This is a genomic window from Ruminococcus sp. D54t1_190329_F1, from assembly GCF_015551645.1.
In the GTDB taxonomy this organism is placed as follows: Bacteria; Bacillota; Clostridia; order Lachnospirales; family Lachnospiraceae; genus Blautia_A; species Blautia_A faecis.
The window spans coordinates 25,099-44,273 of sequence record NZ_JADNDC010000004.1; the positions used below are offsets into that span (position 1 = coordinate 25,099).

The following is a 19,175-nucleotide window of genomic DNA, read 5'->3' on the forward strand; positions in this document are numbered from 1 at the left end:
TTGCTCGCGAAAATTAAGGGGAAGAAAATCCGCCTTGGGACTTTCCTCCCCTATTTGTTCATCTTTATCGGTTTTCAGCTGCTTGCTGATAACCAATTTCGATGTTTACGGATTGTTTCACAGCTCTGCTGTTTTCACACTCTCCGATTGATTTTTCTGATTAGTAAGCACGTCCAGCCAGAACTTCATCAGTCATAGTTGTTGCATATTCGCTCTCGATTCCAGGTGCTACGAATGCCTGATCCTCAACAAGTGTTGTCTTCTCAAATTCTTCGCCTGCCTGCATTTTCTCGATTACGCCCTTAACAACCTCAGCCTGGATCGGGTTACACTCAACATCACAGTTGATCTTTCCATCTAATGTATACTGAAGTCCATCATGTGTTGCATCGAAGGAAATAAGAGTTACATCGCCATCAACACCATAGGTGATACCTGCTGCATCCATTGCATCCATTGCGCCGTATGCTTCGTTATCGTTCTGGCAGACAACTACATTGAACTGTCCCTCGTAGGATTTGATGAAGGACTCCATAACTTCCTGGCCACCAGCCTGTGTAAAGTCACCGGACTGAGAATCAAGGATCTTCCAGTTGTCATGCTCGCCAGCTACCTGATTGAATCCTTCTGTACGTCCAAGTGCTGCGGAAGCTCCTACGGAACCTTCGATTACAAGAATGTTAGCATCTTTATCGCCAAGATACTCAGCTAACCAGTTACCAGCTGTGATACCTTCGTTTGTTGTGTTTGTTCCAACCCATGCATCATATAAGTCGTCGCTTGCTTCGATCTCACGGTCTGCGATGATTACAGGGATTCCTGCATCCTGTGCTTCCTGAAGAACGGTGTCCCAGCCAGCGGACTGGATCGGAGCGATTACGATGTAATCCATATCTTTACTAATGAATGTACGAACTGCTTCAAGCTGTGCAGCATTGTCATTGTCGCAGTCTACAAGATCAAGGCTGTATCCGTTCTCTTCTGAGAAAACGTCCTGATAGTTCTGGGTGTTTGCTGTACGCCAGTCTGATTCATGTCCAACCTGTGCGTATCCAACTGTTACCAGATCGTCAGCGTAAACCGGCATAGCCATCATGCTGAGTGTTGCTGCTGCGAGTGCCATAACTGCTAATTTCTTTTTCATAGTGATTATTCCTCTCTTTCTTTTAGAAAAAATACTTTTGCAGGTCGCGCCTGCCATTGGTTTCTCGTTCAACACTGATCCGTTTGCTGTCTTAGCTTTCCGTCCGTTCTTTGAATCCGTGTTCTTCTTGATGTCTATAATTTAGCGAAAATCAACATAAATTTCAATATTGTTTTCCCGTCTTTTGGTTGTTTCGTCAGTTCAAACAATACAAATTTGTTGGTTTTCATAGTGAAATACAGACAAATTTATATTATAATGAATTTCAGGCAGGAAAAGGGGTGATATTTTATGATTTCTCATTTAGAAAGTTTGTTTTCTTATGATTTTGTGAAAAATATTACACCTTTTTCTATGTTTTTCGATTTGGCAAACTGTCTAAGATGGAAAAAAAAGGTTTGATCATTTGAAAAAAGGTATAATATTTTGGGTTTTAGAAGTGAAAAAGCAGAAGATTTATTGGGAAATCATAAATAATTCATGTGAAAATTTTATGAAATAACTATCCCAGCAAAATAAAAAAACCAGAGTGGCGCGGCAGATTGCAGGAATGCTTTTTCAAACACGCTCTAACCTAAGAAAGAGGAACTAAAATATATGGCGATCAAATATAAATGGCTGGTTGAACAGCTAAGAGAAATCATTTCAGATTCTATTCAAAAGGGAATCAACAAACTTCCCACCGAACAGGAGCTGGCTGCCAGATACCGTGTCAGCCGACAAACGGTCCGGGCTGCGCTGGCGGTTCTTGAAGATGAGCGGGAAATCCGCCGCATTAAAGGGAGCGGAGCTTACATTACCGGGCTTTCCAGCCTGGAAGACCAGAATATAGTTGGAATTCTGATTCCAGATGAACAGCAATATGAATATCCTGCACTGATAAATGATATTCGTGTGACGCTGGCTGCGGAGGGATTTTCCTGCAAGGTTTACCCCACTCACAATCACGTGGACCAGGAACGGCAAATCCTTCAGTTTCTTTTGAAAAGTCCGCTGCGGGCGCTTATTGTGGAGCCTGTAAAAAGCGCCTTACCATCACCTAATACAGAGCTTTATCAAAGGCTGATACAAAGGGGAACTTTCATTTTGTTCCTGGGATGTGCTTATCCCCAGTTGTCTCAGATTCCAGTAATCTATGAAGATAATCTATATGGGGCTGGTCTTCTGGTGCAAAGTCTTGTGGAAAAAGGCCACTCTTCTATCGCCGGTATTTTCCAGATGGACGATCAGCGGGGACTTGAGCGATACCAGGGCTTTCTGGATGCCATGCAAAATCAGGGGCTGACTGTACCAGACCGCAACATCTGCTGGTATACTACACAGGAGCTGGATGATTTCCGTCAGAGCCGGGATATCAGCTTCCTGAAAAAATTTCTGGAACGGATCACCCCCGACTGCACTGCGTTTATTTGTGAGGATGACTTTATTGCATGGCTGTTATGGGAAGAGCTGTCGCTTGGACAGGAGAAAAAGATAGCAACTCACGCTTCCCTTTCATCCTCTCTTCAAAACACTGGATTCACAGCTGCTTCCGCCGGCCATAGTTTCGAAGCCACAATAGCACTAGCCACCTTCAATACCAGCTACCTCACTACATCTGGTCTGCTCTGCGCCACAACACTGACACACCAGACACACCAGCCTGGTACTCTGGCCGCCCAGATGAGCATAAACAAATTAAAAGGACTCCCTGTCTCTTCGCAGGAAGTCCCATGGCAGTTATCACTGCCGAAATCGCATAATTAATTTTGAATATCATGCAGTCCCCTTACTCCGATATTCCCTTGGGCTGCACCCGGATTTTTTCTTAAACACATAACTGAAATAATGGGGATCCTTATATCCCACCTCCTGTGCGATCTCTCCGGACGACTTGTCCGTCTCGCGCAGGAGTTTTTTCGCTCTGTCAACACGTTTGCAGGTAATATACTCTACAAACGTCTTCTGCATATTCTGGCTAAAAATTGCGCTTAAATAGTTGGCACTCATATTCACCGCATCCGCTACTTCATTCAGGGAAATGGTCTCTTTATAGTAATTCTCATCAATATAATCCAGCACTTTCCTCATGGCGCTGTTGCCCTGAGACTCATTCTTCTCATCCCTGATATCAATGGCACTCTGAAGAATGTCCACACAATACCCTGCCACCTGCGATGCCTTGATACTGGTATCCTGATATTTTCCCTCGATCCGTTCTGTATAACCCTCTTTTTCCACACCAATGGATTCCAGATACATAATAGTTGTAAACCGAATATGAAGCACCACATAATCCCGGAACATTCTGGACTCCAGTGCCTTACTCATTCCACCCAGATATCCCTGAACGAACTCCTGAATCTCACTGCTGCTTCCTTTTGTGAGAAAATCCTTGATGATCTCAGGATTCAGCTGTGAAGAATCCACTGCTGCCAGCCGGTTCTCCCCCTGCGAGTTTACATAACTTTCCAAAGTTTCTTCTGTAAGCACATGAAGCCCCGGCACCATAAAACGATATGCAAAATAATGATTCACGCTCTGATAACACTGGGAAAGCAGGCTCAATCTCTCCACTGGTTTTCCTACCGCCACATACCAGTCCATCTGCTCTTCCCCTTCGCAGGCCCGTTTCACATACTCCACGCAATTATCTGTCAGCTCTGGAAGCCGGGACAATTCCCCCTTTACCAGAACTCCATAACTGTTTACATTCCAGCGGAAAAGCAGATACTGGGGATAGCGGAGAAAATAATGAAGCACTTCATCCTGTTTCCGAAGAAAACCTGCCATCTTGTCCTTATTTTTCTCCTGTAAATACAGGAAAAGCAGATTATATCCTGCTGCCGTAATTTCTATGGACTGACGCTCTGCCTCATCATAAATCTCCTTAACCGACAGCTCGCCCTCCAGAATTTTCTCCATAAAACGCCGTCTGGAAAACTGCTCATACTCCTGGATCTCATTCTGGAACTGGGTGCGGTAGTCCTCCTGCTCCTGATCCTGCTCGATCTTATCTTTCAGTTCAAGAAGTACATTTTTCAGCTTCATTCTGGTAACCGGCTTCAGAAGATACTGGTCAACACCAACTTCAATTGCCTGTCTCGCATATTCAAAATCATCATAACCACTGATAATAATAATCTTCATCCGCGGAAATTCTTTGCTCACAATTTTACTTAAGGAAAGCCCATCCATAAAAGGCATTTTAATATCCGTGATCAATACATCCGGCTTCGTCTTACGGATCAGGGGCAAAGCCATTTCCCCGTCTGCTGCTTCTCCTACAAAACGGTATCCGAACTGATCCCAGGGAATCCTGTCCCTGAGCCCTTCGCGGATCACCGTCTCATCTTCAACCAGAAATACCTTCCGTAACATTTTCTTCCTCCCCAACGTTCTCCTGGGTATACACCCGCTCCGGAACATAATATGCTTTCTCTATTTCTTTGCCAGCTTCCATATCCTGAATGATCTGCTCCACGTATTTTCCCTGGTCAGGATTACACTGGACATCAATGTTGATCTCCCCATTTCTCACCAGCTCCACGCCCGCATCCACCGCATCAAAGGAAATTACCGTAATATCGCCGTTCACTCCTGCAGTTTTTCCTGCTTCTCTGATGGCTTCAAGAGCACCAAAAGTCATGTCATCGTTCTGTGAAACCACCACATCTATGTCCTCATACTGATCCAGAAGCCTTGCCATCTCTTCTTTTCCTTTTGCTGTGGTAAATTCTCCGTCTACCTGCTGCAAAATGTTCCAATTGCGCTGCACCTTTGCCACTTCATTGAACCCACGGGTTCTGCCGATGGTGGCGGAGGCGCCTTTGGTTCCTTTCAGCACTACAATGTTAACTTCGTCATCTTCCCTGCCCTGCTTTTTCATGTAATCCTCAAGCCAGTAACCGGCATCCTGTCCTTCGCGGACAAAATCGGAACCAACCCAGGAAGCATAGAGGGAGTCATCATCCACAGAAACCTTACGATCTATGAGAATTACCGGAATCCCGGCATCCTTCGCCTCCTGAAGCACAGTGTCCCAGCCAGATTCCTCAATAGGAGAAAGTACGATATAATCCACCTGCTGGGAAATAAAGCTTCGGATGGCCTTGATCTGATTGGCCTGTTTCTGTCTGGCATTGTCAAAAATCAGCATGTAGCCGTTTGCCCTGGTGAAAGCGTCCTGAATGGACTGCGTGTGGGCACTTCGCCATACAGATTCGCTTCCCACCTGGGAAACACCTACTACGATCAGATTGTCGTCCTCCGCAGGAGTTTCCTGCACTTTACTGCTGCTCAAAGGACTTCCCAGAAGAACCAGTGCCACAAGCACAAACACAACCGGTGCTACAGCCCAGATGTTTTTTCTTATAAACTGTCTCATACGCCTGTCTCCTCCTGCTGTGGCCGTCCACCCTCAATTATCTTATTGGCATTCTGCTGTTTCGGATTACTTTTTATTTTTTTATTTGCGTCAGAATTCACGCTGTTGCCGACTTCAACTACTTTTGCTGTATCATTCCCTGTTTTCTCAACCGGAGCTTCCAGAAGAGCCGGAATTACAATCTCCACTGTAGTTCCCTTACCCTTCTGTGACTGGATCTTCATTCCATACTCCGGTCCGAAATACATGTGGATACGCTCATTTACATTTGCCAGGCCAAAGCCCTTCTCCGTCTCCTGGCAGGGCTTCTCGATCTGCTGACGAAGCTGTTCAAGCTCATCCTCATCCATGCCCACACCATCATCCCGGACAGTCAGACGGATAATATCTCCCTCTTTTTCCCCATGAATGTGAATACATCCCTTAGCACGTTTATACTTGATTCCATGGTAAAGTGCATTCTCCACCACCGGCTGAAGAGTCAGCTTCAGAATCTGATATTTATAAATTACCTGATCCAGCTGAATGTCATATTCCAGAATATCCCGGTAACGCATTTCCTGGATCTGGAGATAACTGCTGATATGCTTCTCTTCTTCCTTAATGGAGATAAATTCCTTCCCTTTGCTGAGGATCTCACGGAAAAAGTCCGACAGTGTAACAACCATGGTCACCGCTTCGTCCGGCTCATTGGACTCGATCAGCCACACAATGGTGTCCAGCGTATTATAAAGAAAATGAGGCTGGATCTGCTCCTGAAGAAGGCGCAGATCTGCTTTTCGCATTTTCCGCTCGTCTTCCTTTACCTTATCGATCAGAGACTGCATGCTTCCTGCCATTTTGTTAAAGCTCACTGCAAGCTCAGCCACCTCATCCTCGGAATCCGCCTGGGCTCTGGCATTAAAATCACCCTGAGCGATTTTCTCCGTAGCCTGGTTCAGCTGACTGATAGGCTGTATAATACCGGAAACGATCATCACCGCGCTGACTGCAACCACAATGATCAGCACGCCGATCAGCACACTGCACACCACCATAAACCGCCTGATCTGATCCTGCAGGGTATCCGTGACCTTGTCCATATAACGTGTCTGATAATAAATATAATACTGAATATCGTCCTGGATCAATTCTGTCAAAATGTAAATATTGTTGTCCAGCTTCTCAATATTCTCATTATATCTGCCACCGGCAGAAATGCTGTCCACAATATCGTCCACCCTTTTTTCCAGGGTATCGATATTGCGAAGAAGGCTCTCCAGCCACAGCTTGCTCTCAGATTCTGTGGTAATGGCTGTCAGTCTGGTAAACTCGCTGCGTAATTCATCTATTAAAGTATATGGATTCTTAAGACTTTTGTCTGTTTCGATGGTATCCAGAGTGACGTAGCCAACAACCAGCTTATACAGGCTCTCGTCCATCTCTTCTTTGAAATTCAGATTGTAATTGTTCGCTACAGTCATGTTGCTTACGATCTCATCGTAGGTATTGCTGTAGCTTGCCATCGAGGCAAGAAGATACATCACAAGAAGAATAAACGGCAGTGTTACCACTGCCGCCAGTGTAAGAATTTTCTTTTTCATAAAGTAAAACTTACCCCCACTCCCGCAGGTCCCCCGACCTGCAAATGCTGCTGTTCACGATCTTTCCCAAAAACCCTTCGCCGAACAATACCGCAATATAATACATTATAATAATCCATGCCTACTGCACCGTCTCAATCATCTTCCCCACATAAGAATTCTGCACAAGCATAGGCTGTTCTGCTGCTCTCTTCATTTCCACCTGGATATTGCCTTGAATATCCTGCAAACACTCCAGAAGCAGCGGATTGAAGGTTCCGCACTCACCAGCCAGGATCATCTCCATAGCCTTCTCATGGGAAAATGCTTTCTTATAAACACGCTCGCTTGTCAGTGCATCATATACATCCGCAACAGAAACCACCTGGGCTGCAATCGGAATTTCTTCCCCCTTCAGACCATCCGGATAGCCCTTGCCGTCATAGCGCTCGTGGTGCCATCTGCAGATCTGGTAAGCCACCTTCACAAGCTCTTCATTCTGATAAACACCAAGGCTCTTCAGCATGGAAGCACCGATCAGGGTATGCTTCTTCATTTCCTCAAACTCTTCATTTGTCAGTCTGCCTGGTTTATTCAAAATCTTCTCGTCGATTCCCACTTTACCAATATCGTGAAGGGCAGATGCAATTGTGATCATGTACTGGTCAGACCATTTCAGATCATATTTGTCCGTTTTCTGCATCAGTCTGTCCAACAGAAATCCGGTCAACATCTTTATGTGCTGAACGTGCTGACCGCTCTCTCCATTACGAAATTCTACGATATGGCTGAGAATATCTATCAAAATTTGACTATTTTTTTCTTTTTCGCGAATTTGATCCGTTACAAGTGTGATTAGGCGCCTCTGTTTTGCGTATAATTTAATAGTATTATATACACGCCGGTAAACAACCTTGGCATCAAACGGGCGGCTGATATAGTCTGAAACTCCCATTTCATACGCCCGGCGTATATATGATTCTGTCTCCTCACTGGAGATCATGATGACCGGAATGTCCTCAATCCAATGGTTCCGGTTCATCGCCTCAAGAACTGCAAAGCCGTCCATGCCAGGCATTACAATATCAAGCAACACCAGTGAGATTCCTGCACCATACTCCCGAAGCACGGAGAGACATTCCTCCCCACTGCTTACTTCCATAGTCTTAAAATCATGGTGCAGAATCTCCGCAAGAATATCACGGTTCAGCTCAGCATCATCCACGATCAGAATCTGCTGTTTCAGCTCATCACGATTAACCTCTGCGCCGTCTGCATTTCCATCTTTTATCTCATTAGACTCGGTTACCACCAGATTCTTACGGGTTTTCGCCTGGTACATAAAGCGGTCAGCTCTTCCTACCACACTTCCGATGGTTTCATCTGCCCCGGCAATTGTTCCTCCAATACTCACAGAAAGCTGAATCCCGGCATATCCCGGCACAGTAGCCAGATGGATCTTATCATGGATTTCCTGCAGTCTTCCGGCAAATTTCACTTCTGTTACTCCGGGAAGCACCAGAAGAAACTCATCCCCTCCATAGCGGATCAGAATATCATCCTTACGGATATGCTTGCATATGGTTTCTGCAACAACAGTCAGTGCCATATCCCCGGCATTATGTCCATATGTGTCGTTATAAAGCTTAAAATCGTCCAGATCGATCATGGCAATTCCAGCCGGTCCCATCTTGGACTTCAATTCTTCTTCATAATAACGTCTGTTGTATGCCTTCGTAAGAACATCCTGATACAGTCTCTCGTTATATCCGGTAAGGCTGCTGATCAGGCGCTCATGATCTTTCCGGTCGATCAGGCTGCTTTTGTCCATTTTCTTCAAAAGCTCCATTACATAAGGATTACCGTCAATTTCCAGATATTTAGCCATGATCTGATAAATGTCATCTCCAATAAATTCCAGCTTGCACAGCTCTGCCTTCCGTAAAAAGGCTTCCATTGCCACACAGCCCTGGCAAAAATGTCCTATGCACAAATCTGCTTTTTTTGTCTGTCCGCCCTCTGCTGCCAACAGACCTTCTGCATTCAATTTCTCCAGTTTTTCCTGGTCAAGAAGCCTTACAAAGTTAAAAACCCTACGGTAACAGACCATCTCGTATTCTGCCTGCTCCATGGTGATTTTGTAATCTGATACCATACTTTATCCATCCTTCTTCGTTGTAAAGCATATTTGGACAATAAGCTTTCTCAACTCTTCCTCTGTATATGCAATATAATCTGGTTTTTCCATACCTTCCGGAACCGTATAACGGTGATGGTTCATCCAGATGGTCTTCCATCCGGCATTTTTTGCACCTGCAATGTCATTCTCCAGAGAATCCCCGATCATAAAAGTATTCTCCGGCTTCATTCCCCATTTTTCTTCTGCCATGCGGAATATCTTCACATCCGGCTTGACCACGCCCACACCTGCAGACACGATCAGCTGATCCTCTGTAAACCATTTATCAAGTCCCAGTGTGTGAAACTTCTGAACCTGATGGGAAAAAGGTCCGTTGGTGATCACGCCCATTTTCACTCCGGCAGCTTCGCATTCGTCCAGCAGTTGTGTCATTACCCCTGAAACATGAAGATGGGACTGATTCTCTTTATATCTCTTCTGGAAGAGCTCTGCCTGCTCTCTGGTAAAGGGAATTCCCAGGTCTTTCATAGTATTTTCAATTCTGTAAATCCGGGATTCATGAATGGAAACCTGTCCACTCTCGCTGAACAGAAACATTTCAGCGCTTCTTTTCCCGAAGATCCGGTAAAACAGCTCCGGATCCGGAAGCTTCCTGCCCAGACTGAACTCACAGGCTGTAAGCAACGGCTCCATCTGGCTGTATAAGGTATCATCTATATCGAAAACCAGAAATCTTTCGTTGTTCATTTTGCTGACTCTTTTCCTTTTTCGTATAACTCTAAAAAATATTATGCCGCAGTCTGCAGACAATAAAATAATTATACCTTTTTAAGGTAGGTTACGCAATCTATTATTCAGTTTTCTATGTGTTTTCTAACTATTTCAAAGCAGAGTATATTTGAAAAATCTGTTTCGCAACCGGCATGCCTCGCTTTGTGGGAAATTTTGCCCGAAAAAAGAGGTCCACCTTTTTTACAGATGAACCTCTCTCATTCTATTATTTATTTTATTCACATTTCCGAAGCTTTTTAATTCCAGCCCTCGCCGTACTGGAGACCTGAGCCGCCTTCGTTATTCTCCCAGTCTTCCAGAAGATTATCATCCTGGCTGCTTCCCTGACCGTCACCGTTGTCCTTGGAATCCGTACTCTGTGTATTTGTGTTCTCGCCAAGAGTTACAGTTACTGTCTCTTCTTTGTAACCTTTTCCATCCGGAACCTCAATGGTAAGCTCTACATCCTCACCAGGCTCGTAGTAGGAAAGGAAATCAACCAGCTGTTCCTTGGTTGTAACAACCTTGCCTGCAAATTTTGTAATGATGGATTTTGCTTCAATACCAGCCTCATCAGCTGCACCGCCTTCTGTTACGTCTCTTACAAGAACGCCTTCCGGAACACCGTATGCTTCACTTACTGCACTGTCAACACTCCGAACTGTGATTCCCAGAACACCGTGGTTATCAACTTTATCTCTGGTCTCCTCATTCATCAGGCTCTCCAGCGTATCTGTTACATCAGAAATTGCAATTGCATAACCGATACCCTCAACCGCTGTGGAAGCAAGCTTTGCAGAGTTGATACCAACAACCTCACCGTTCATGTTCAGAAGAGCACCACCGCTGTTGCCTGGGTTGATTGCTGCATCTGTCTGGATCAGGTTTGTAGCGGAATTGCTGTCGCTGTCATAATCGCCGACTGTATCATCAGAATTCAGCTGACGGTTCTTGGCGCTTACAATACCGGTTGTTACGGACTGACCATAACCAAGTGCGTTACCAATTGCAACAACCTGTGCACCAACCTTCAGGTCATCGGAATTACCGATAGTTGCAATCGTAATGGCATCCATTGTATCGCTGTCAATATCATCCAGGGAAACTGCTACAACTGCAAGATCCCTCTCGCTGTCATAACCTTTTACCTTAGCCTCACATGCTGTGCTGTCACAGAAGCCAACAGATAAAGTCTCCGCACCTTCTACTACATGATAGTTGGTTGCGATCAGAAGCTCGGAATCGTTCTTACCAATGATAATACCGGAACCGCTTCCCTGTACTTCTCTCTGCTCAGGAGAGTAAGCACCGTACTGACCAAACATTCCGTAGTAGTTCTGAACCTCTTCTACAGATTTGGTTGTAATGGAAACGATACTTGGCATTGCCTCTTCTACAATATCAGATACATCAAGGCTACCCTTTGCTGTACTCTCATCTTTGCTGTCATCCTGGGAATCATCCGATTTCTTCTCGGATTTCAGCAGCTCAACTTTACCTTCGCTTGCTGCCTGTACGTTCTGCTCATAGCCTGTCAGATAGTTAACTCCTGTATATGTCCCTGCTGCAAGGCCGCCTGCCAGTACTGCGCAAAGACTAATGCTTGCTGCCTTTTTAAGTTTTCTCTTTAATTCTTCATTTCTATTCTTCATGATAAAAGCCTCCTTTAGAAACTCTTTTATGTTCTTTTCATTTGATAGTTCACAGTATAGAGACAATTTGTGTTCTCTTTGTGGGAAAAATGTGTTTAAATTGTTAAATTCCGCCTTTTAATATTAGAGCGTGTTTGAAAAATCATTCCCGCAATCTGCACGCCCCACTTTGCGGGAGATTTCACCCGAATTCGGTTGCCGTAGCCCGCTACGGTGCCCTCATCCGAGCGAAATCTCCCACAAATTGTGACGCACATCTTGCAGAAAGCCTTTTTCAAACACGCTCTAGCATTAAAAAACCCGGACTGCAAGGCAATCCGGGTAAAGAACAATCATCTTTATTTGTTCGGCATGATCCAGAATTTCATGGTCGGGTAGCTGAGAACTACCTGAACCAGAATGTTCAGAACATTTGCGAGTGTAGGTGCAAGTGCTTCGGAAATACCGATGTTTACGAAAAAGCTCTGGCTGTAAGCCGGAAGTGCTGCGGATACAAGCACCAGCACAACTGCAAGTACAATGTATTTCGGTACAGCCTTCTCAAACGCTGCATTGGATTTGAAAACCAGGTTCTTCTGTACAAAGAAGTTTACGGTCTGGGCTGCTGCAGTTGCAACCAAAAAGCTTAAAAATCCACATAAACCAAGATTGGACTCGATATTATCAGCGTAATTGAACACCAGAAACTTAAATGGTGTATTTGCAAAGCTTTTGAAAATAAAACCGGTGCACAGCCACATGATAATGAAGTTTGTAATAGTTGCGCAGTTGGATAATACGTTGAATTTAATAAACTCCCAGATATTTGGGTGATCTTCGATTAACTGTTTGATTTTTCCCATAATGATACTCCTCCTATTTCTGCTCTTCCAGATCTTTCTCGTACTGCTTGTTCAGCTTCTGATTTCTGAAAAATCCGCTGATTACTTTTCCAAGACCGCTGAAATGGCCGTTTACAACCTTCAGAAGTCCCTCTACCATTTCCATAGAAACCATGCCGCCTGTCATCTTAGCGATTGCACGGAATGGCATGTTGTACTGGAACAAGGTGTTGAGATCCGGAATTCCCGCTGCCTCGCTCTTTTTCAGCTTTTCGCCCAGCTTTTTACAGATGAAGCGGGCAATTCCGCTCTTCGCGTAATACATCTGGCAAAGGGCATCGTTCATGCCAAGCTCGCCGCTCCAGCTTCCGTCCGGGATGGAATGTCCCAGGATCGTCTCGTACTCCTCATTTCCGACCTGCTGGATTTTTCCCTCCACGTAAGAAGAAACGCGGTTAGTATAGTATGGCATTACCTCAGTGGTTCCGATAATGGCAAGAGAATCCTGAAGACGGATATCCGCACAGCTTGCACCGATCATAATGCTGTAAACGCCGCCTTCTACTTCCCATTTATTTGTCTTCATATTCCAGTAACGGAATGTCTTGTCGTCGAACTTAATGGTAACGGTTTTCTCCTCGCCTGCCTTTAAGAACACCTTGGAAAAACCTTTCAGTTCCTTGACCGGGCGGAAAACTTTTGCTCCCGGAAGTCCTACATAAAGCTGGGCAATCTCTGCACCATCATACTTTCCGGTGTTGCGAAGGGTAAACGTCGCCCCATCCGGCTTCACCTGAAGATTGTCATATTCAAATGTAGTGTAGGAAAGACCATATCCAAATGGATAGTTTACCGGCACACCTGCGGTGTCGAAGTAGCGGTATCCTACGTAAATTCCCTCTCTGTACTCAGAGTTCCGCTCCTGTGACGGATAGTAATTGTAAGAAGGAGTATCCTCATATTTCTTAATGTAAGTTTCTGCAAGCTTTCCAGATGGATTAACCTTTCCGGAAAGGATGTCAAGAACTGCGCCTGCACCAGCCTGTCCCATGAGGGCGGTATGAAGCAGGGCTTTGAAATGATGGTGCCATGGCATTTCGATAACAGAACCTGCGCTGATGATACCAACCATGTTTGCATTTGCTTTTGCCAGCTCCTGAATCAGGTTGATCTGGTTCTGGGGAATGCGGAGATGCTTACGGTCAAGACCTTCTGTCTCGCTTTTTTCGTTCAGTCCGAAGAAAAACAGAACTACATCAGAACGGCGTGCAAGATCCACGGCCTCTTTTTTCATAGCTTCGTCTTCCTTGCCGTCACGCTGATAACCGCGGACGATTCCAGTTACGGAAATTCCGCTGGTCTCCAGCATGTCCTTGATGGAATCTACTTTTGTGGAGTTTACCATGGAGGAACCTGCGCCCTGGTATCTTGGGTCAAAAGCGAAGTCACCGATTATGGCTGCCTGAACCTTTTCTCCAACCGGGAGAATTCCACCTTCGTTTTTCAGAAGGACTGCACTGTTTTCGCAGGCAAGACGTGCCAGCTTGTGATGCTCCTCATGAAGAGCCTTCTTGTCAGCCACTTTCTTGTAATGTTTCGCATTTTCGGAAGTAGTAAGTACCAGGTCAAGAAGCTCGTCTACACGCTCATCGATATCTTTTTCGCTGATCTTGCCGCTTTCTACACTGGCAAGAAGCTCTCTTGCTGCATCAAGTCCTGGAGTCGGCATTTCCAGGGTGGAACCGTTCTTTACACCCAGGGAATGGTCGTTGGAAGCACCCCAGTCTGTGATCACAGAGCCATCGAAGCCCCACTCATCGCGAAGGATGTCTTTGAGCAGATGCTCGTTTTCGTTGGCGTAGACACCGTTTACTTCGTTGTAGCTGCTCATAACCGTTTTCGCGCCGCCCTCTTTGATGGCAATCTCAAAACCGGTGAGGTAGATCTCACGGAGAGTTCTCTCATCTACCACTGCGTTCATTGCCATACGGCGAAGCTCCTGGCTGTTTACAGCGAAATGTTTTGCGCAGGCTGCTGCTCCTGTGCTCTGCACACCGCGGATAAAAGCAGCTGCCATTTTTCCGGAAAGATAGGGATCCTCGGAAAAATACTCGAAGTTACGTCCACAGAGAGGATTTCTCTTAATGTTCAGTCCCGGTCCAAGAAGAACGTTTACGTCTTCTTCCATGGATTCTTCACCAAGGGCAACGCCTACCCTCTGCTCCAGTTCTTCATCCCAGCTGTTTGCCATAGCTGCCGCTGTTGGGAAACAGGTTGCCGGCACTGCCGGATTGATTCCCAGATGATCTCCTGCTCCAGCCTGTTTACGCACACCATTCGGTCCGTCTGAACAGAAAATCGCCGGAATATCCAGACGTGGGAAATCTCTTGTCTGCCACTCGCTTTTTCCGCTGAGGAATGCGGCTTTTTCTTTCAAGGTCATATTATCTATGATGTTCTGATATTTCATGCTTGTAATTGCTCCCTTCCATATCATTTCAAATACAATTGCTCCCCGCCCGGCGGCACGCTTTAACATAAAATGCAAACCGGAAACACAGGGAACCTCTAATAGTATTTTCCCTTTATTTCGTGAGCATAATATAACACAACCCCGTCTATAAAAGACGGGGTTATCACAAACTGTCAATATATTGCACAAGATGCATTAAAAGACCATTCACTTTCAATCCTGACTTGAAAATGAATGGTCTTTTTAATCAGTAAAGTGTAGTTTAGAACCTGTTTTAAAAAAGGGCTCTGGCACTTTTTATTTTCATCCCAGCACTTCCCAAAGTGTCTTCTCCAGCACCTGCAGATTCACAGGCTTGGAAAGATGTCCGTTCATACCGCTTGCAAGGGAACGCTTCACATCCTCGTCAAAAGCGTTGGCGCTCATTGCGTAAATCGGGATTTTTTTGCAGTCCTCACGATCCAGATTCCGGATGGTCCGGGTAGCTTCCAGTCCGTCCATTTCCGGCATCATAATATCCATAAAGATCATATCGTAATATCCGGGAACGGATTCTTCCATGCGCCGCACAGCTTCTTTGCCGTTAACTGCCTGCTCGGTTTCAATTCCGTAATTTTCAAGGATCGTACAGATAATTTCCATATTCAGCTCATTATCCTCAACCACCAGGATTCTTTTTCCCGGGAAGCTGATCTCCTCCGGCCGGCTGGTGACCGTAGTCTTCTCACCGCTTACCGGCTGAAACTTCACGCTAAAGCTGAAGCTGCTTCCCTTACCAGGTTCACTTTCCAGCTTAATATCGGAATCCATCATCCGCACAATTCTTCTGCTGATGGCAAGACCAAGACCAGTGCCCTGTTTTCTTGCATTTTCAGAATTATCCGCCTGCTCGAACTGCCGGAAAATAAGCTGCTGTTTCTCAGGTGCAATTCCAATTCCATCATCCCTGACCTGAAAATACAGATTGGAAAACCCTTTCTCTTCTTCCGTCTCGCGAACGGTCAGCCACACATGTCCATCTGGCTTGGAATACTTCAGCGCATTTCCCAGAAGATTTACCAGAACCTGGTTCAGCCTCAGGGAATCTGCCAGAAACCAATGGTTTTTCAGCTGGATATCTGCTATATACTGAATGTTATTTTCGTTCAGCTTCGCTTCCAGCAAAGGACGAAGTCCCTGTATCATCTCCATGAGATTACATTTTTCTTCGATCAGCCTCATCTTTCCGCTCTCGATCTTGGACATATCCAGAATATCGTTGATAAGCCCAAGCAGATATTCCGAGGAGTGCTCGATTTTTCTCAGACAGTCGATTCGCCGCTCCTCAGTCTGTCCATCTTTCAATGCAATCTCCGTCATACCGATAATACCGTTCATAGGAGTACGGATCTCATGAGACATACGGGCCAGGAAATCCGATTTCGCCTTGGCAGAAAGATCGTGACGCTCCAGATTCAACCGGTTCTGAATAATTGCGCTGATTTCTTCCAGACACTTGCACTCTTCTTTTTTCTCCAGAACATCCTGGTCAATGTCCTGGAATACAATACTTCCGGAATACTGTCCGTTGTCTGTCATATGGAATACAATATCGTTTCTGCCCGAAGCAAAAGGCTGAATCAGTGGTTCTTTCCGTATGCTTTCCCCAGAGGTCAGAAGCTGCTGCATTTCCTGGGTCTCCACAAAGTGCTGATATTGCTTCTCAGAACAGTGGACCATACCGTCCCAGCCGTCCTTTTTCTTCCAGGTTTTCCAACAGTACAGCAGGTTATTTACCATATATTCCCCATTGAAATGGGTGATCACAATGTCTGTCAGATGGTATTTCTCCTGCAGCTTCAGCGCCAGAATATCCAGAACCACAGAAGTATCACCATCTCTGTCAAACAGGTTCAGAGCTATAGAGGAAAGTGTCATTTCCTTCAGACGTTCCAGAGAAGCCACCTCAGCAAATGCCACATCAGCAGCACAGGCTTTTTCCTCCGCTGAAAGCTCCTCATAGAACATGATTTCCTGCTTTCCATGACGTGCAGCTGTAAGAGCAGTCTTCGTCTGTTCAAGTGCCTCAGACAGCGAATTTCTGCTGCCTGTAACTGCGATTCCGCATTTCAGGGAAAGGGACAGATACTTCTCATCTGTAAGCGCCCCAAAATCCTTTTCCAGTCTCTGTACACTTCTCACGACCGGTCCGGTCGTACATACTGGCAGCCATACCAGCATCTGGTCTGCACCAGCCCTGATATAAATACCACCGTTTAAACCGTCCTCCTGGAAGCGCTTCGCCAGCAGACCGGCAAACTGCTCCAGAATAATATCTCCGAAGATCAGGCCATAGCGCTCATCGATTTTGGAAAACTGCTGGATTTCCAGAAGTACCAGTACTCCTTCCGGGTCATCCCGACACAGTGTTTCCACAACTTCCAGTCCGCTTCCAAGGCGGTAAAAAGAGGTAATGGAGTCATAAATCTGCTTTCTTTTCTGCGCCTGCTCCAGAAGCTTGTGCTGATGCACATTGTGAATACAGCCAACGACCCTGCTGCGCTCTTTATTCTCATCAAAAGTAATGCTTCCGGATAGATTTACCCACTGAAATTCTCCATTGGCATGCTGCAGACGAAAGTCAACATCCAGAACGCCGTCTGAGCTTTTTACTGCGTTCACCAGCTTTGCCTTATCTGCCGGATGGATACTGTCATTATCAAGAAATTCCGGATGCTTTCCGCAGTCCCATACACCGTCATTGCCTTTACTGTTAACTATTTCCAGCAGTTTTTCCTTACATTTGTAGGTAAAAAAGGCATCCTGGGAACTTTCTACCGCAATCCGATAGCGCTCCTTTTCCTCCAGAAGCTGATTCTCTGTCTGCATCTTGGTATCCGTCAGATTCTCTATCACTTTATGGAGCTCATCAAGCTCCTGAATACCTGACTCCTGAAAACCGTGAATTCCCTTCACTCCGCCTCGTACACTCTCCACCAGATGGTAAACCGGTTCCGTCGCATACTGGACAAGAAAATAAACCAGAATAACCGCCATCAGGGCACTTCCCAGAATCGCTCCCAGAATTCTCTCATAAACATCGGAAATCAATCCATACACAGAATCCTCTGTAACAAAACCGCACAATGCCCACTGCGTATCTTCATACGGCACATTTCTGCTGTACAGCTCCAGATTGCTCACAAGTCCGTAAATCTGCTGTTTCCCAATGGCAGCCCCCTGTACCAGCCGCAAATTCTCCTGCACCGGCTCCTCCAGAACAAAGTCACTTCCGTCCCGGGAAACTGCATCATACAGCGCACCCTCACCGGCAATTCCCTCATAATTTCCATTTCCATGGTCTACCACAAGGGCAAATCCTGCATTCAGATCGGAATCCAGATCTTTTACCTGAAAAAATTTGGTCAGATCATTCACTCCCACTTCAATTCCAAGCACACCGTAAACGGTTTTATCATAAACAAGAGGTGCCGAATATGTGATCATCTTATGGTTATCCTTATAGAAATCTTCCAGAATAAACGGCTTCGACCAATAGCCCAGATTTTTCATACTGGTGCGGGAATCAACGTAATTTTCTGCTGTTATATATGGCTGGTAAAAAAAGTCATCGGCATCTCTTTTCCCATTGCCCTGGAAGTGGAAATCTGTATGCCAGGAAGTATCCAGTGAAATGGACATATTCTGCGACAGTACCTTACTTCCACGCTCCATCAGCAGGTCCGTGCGGGAAGCCGTTTTGGTCTGGGGATCTGAGTCTCTCACCCAGAAGCCTTTGTATTCCCCTTCCGAATCTGTATCACCGTCATTTCCCAGAACCAGAAAAATTCCAGAAGTGGAATTGTACTGCAAAACCTCCACCATATCATAAAAAACCGTTTCCAGATATTCCTCCTGAACTTTCCCTGAGCCCATGAAGCCCTGCATATCCATCTGATGATCGCTCAATACCTTTGTCAGCGCAGAGGAAAGACTGTCACTTTCCTTGTACACGCTGCTCCACTGCTCGATCATATCGTTCTCCAGAACCACCTTACGGTTCTCCACCGTATGACTGTCCAGACCGATAACCGCATTCTCCATGTTTGAGCGGATTCCGCTGAAAATCAATGACAGGAATGGGACTGCACCCTGTACAAACACAATGATCAGTATAGGAATCAGAAATATGTTCCAAAGAGATTTCTTTTTCTTCACAGTCCTCCGCACCTCCTTATGTCCAGAATCTGTCTAAAAAACCACTTTG

The 19,175-nt window shown here is 45.6% G+C and carries 12 protein-coding genes; 1 reads left to right on the forward strand and 11 read right to left on the reverse strand.

Annotation, left to right across the window (positions count from 1 at the left end; genetic code table 11):
* Positions 1 to 160: 160 nt before the first annotated feature.
* Positions 161 to 1,144, reverse strand: a complete 984-nt coding sequence (locus I2D69_RS02440; protein ID WP_173772959.1) for an ABC transporter substrate-binding protein — start codon at positions 1,142 to 1,144, stop codon at positions 161 to 163.
* A gap of 597 nt (positions 1,145 to 1,741) precedes the next feature.
* On the opposite strand from I2D69_RS02440, the gene I2D69_RS02445 reads away from it, so the two are divergent.
* On the forward strand, positions 1,742 to 2,890 hold the full coding sequence (locus tag I2D69_RS02445) for a GntR family transcriptional regulator (RefSeq protein ID WP_173718024.1): 1,149 nt from the start codon (positions 1,742 to 1,744) through the stop codon (positions 2,888 to 2,890).
* Between the two features lie 9 nt (positions 2,891 to 2,899).
* On the opposite strand, the gene I2D69_RS02450 is transcribed toward I2D69_RS02445, so the two are convergent.
* From I2D69_RS02450 to I2D69_RS02490, 10 genes are all read right to left on the reverse strand, one after another.
* On the reverse strand, positions 2,900 to 4,504 hold the full coding sequence (locus I2D69_RS02450) for a response regulator (protein WP_173770587.1): 1,605 nt from the start codon (positions 4,502 to 4,504) through the stop codon (positions 2,900 to 2,902).
* Positions 4,479 to 5,510 carry an ABC transporter substrate-binding protein gene (locus tag I2D69_RS02455; RefSeq protein ID WP_195379335.1) on the reverse strand — a complete coding sequence of 344 codons (1,032 nt, stop codon included), beginning with the start codon at positions 5,508 to 5,510 and terminating at the stop codon, positions 4,479 to 4,481. The genes I2D69_RS02450 and I2D69_RS02455 overlap by 26 nt, the downstream gene beginning before the upstream one ends.
* Positions 5,507 to 7,093, reverse strand: coding sequence for a sensor histidine kinase (locus tag I2D69_RS02460; RefSeq protein ID WP_148461381.1), 1,587 nt, complete (start codon positions 7,091 to 7,093; stop codon positions 5,507 to 5,509). The genes I2D69_RS02455 and I2D69_RS02460 overlap by 4 nt, the downstream gene beginning before the upstream one ends.
* A gap of 121 nt (positions 7,094 to 7,214) precedes the next feature.
* A complete protein-coding gene (locus I2D69_RS02465) occupies positions 7,215 to 9,227 on the reverse strand; it encodes a diguanylate cyclase (protein WP_148461380.1) in 2,013 nt (670 codons plus the stop codon).
* Positions 9,228 to 9,230: 3 nt separating this feature from the next.
* Positions 9,231 to 9,959: an HAD family hydrolase gene (locus I2D69_RS02470; protein ID WP_118577735.1), complete on the reverse strand. Its 729-nt coding sequence runs from the start codon at positions 9,957 to 9,959 to the stop codon at positions 9,231 to 9,233.
* 281 nt (positions 9,960 to 10,240) lie between these two features.
* Complete coding sequence (locus I2D69_RS02475; protein WP_148461379.1) at positions 10,241 to 11,635, reverse strand: trypsin-like peptidase domain-containing protein; 1,395 nt, start codon at positions 11,633 to 11,635, stop codon at positions 10,241 to 10,243.
* Positions 11,636 to 11,730: 95 nt separating this feature from the next.
* Positions 11,731 to 11,892 carry a DUF6783 domain-containing protein gene (locus I2D69_RS20660; RefSeq protein WP_347708374.1) on the reverse strand — a complete coding sequence of 54 codons (162 nt, stop codon included), beginning with the start codon at positions 11,890 to 11,892 and terminating at the stop codon, positions 11,731 to 11,733.
* Positions 11,893 to 11,973: 81 nt separating this feature from the next.
* Positions 11,974 to 12,477 (reverse strand): GtrA family protein, encoded by a 504-nt coding sequence (locus I2D69_RS02480; RefSeq protein ID WP_118577927.1) that lies wholly within the window; start codon positions 12,475 to 12,477, stop codon positions 11,974 to 11,976.
* Between the two features lie 13 nt (positions 12,478 to 12,490).
* Entirely contained in the window at positions 12,491 to 14,926 is a 2,436-nt protein-coding gene (locus tag I2D69_RS02485; RefSeq protein ID WP_195379336.1) for a glycoside hydrolase family 3 C-terminal domain-containing protein, read from the reverse strand.
* A gap of 306 nt (positions 14,927 to 15,232) precedes the next feature.
* Complete coding sequence (locus I2D69_RS02490) at positions 15,233 to 19,126, reverse strand: ATP-binding protein (protein WP_195379337.1); 3,894 nt, start codon at positions 19,124 to 19,126, stop codon at positions 15,233 to 15,235.
* Positions 19,127 to 19,175 lie beyond the last annotated feature (49 nt).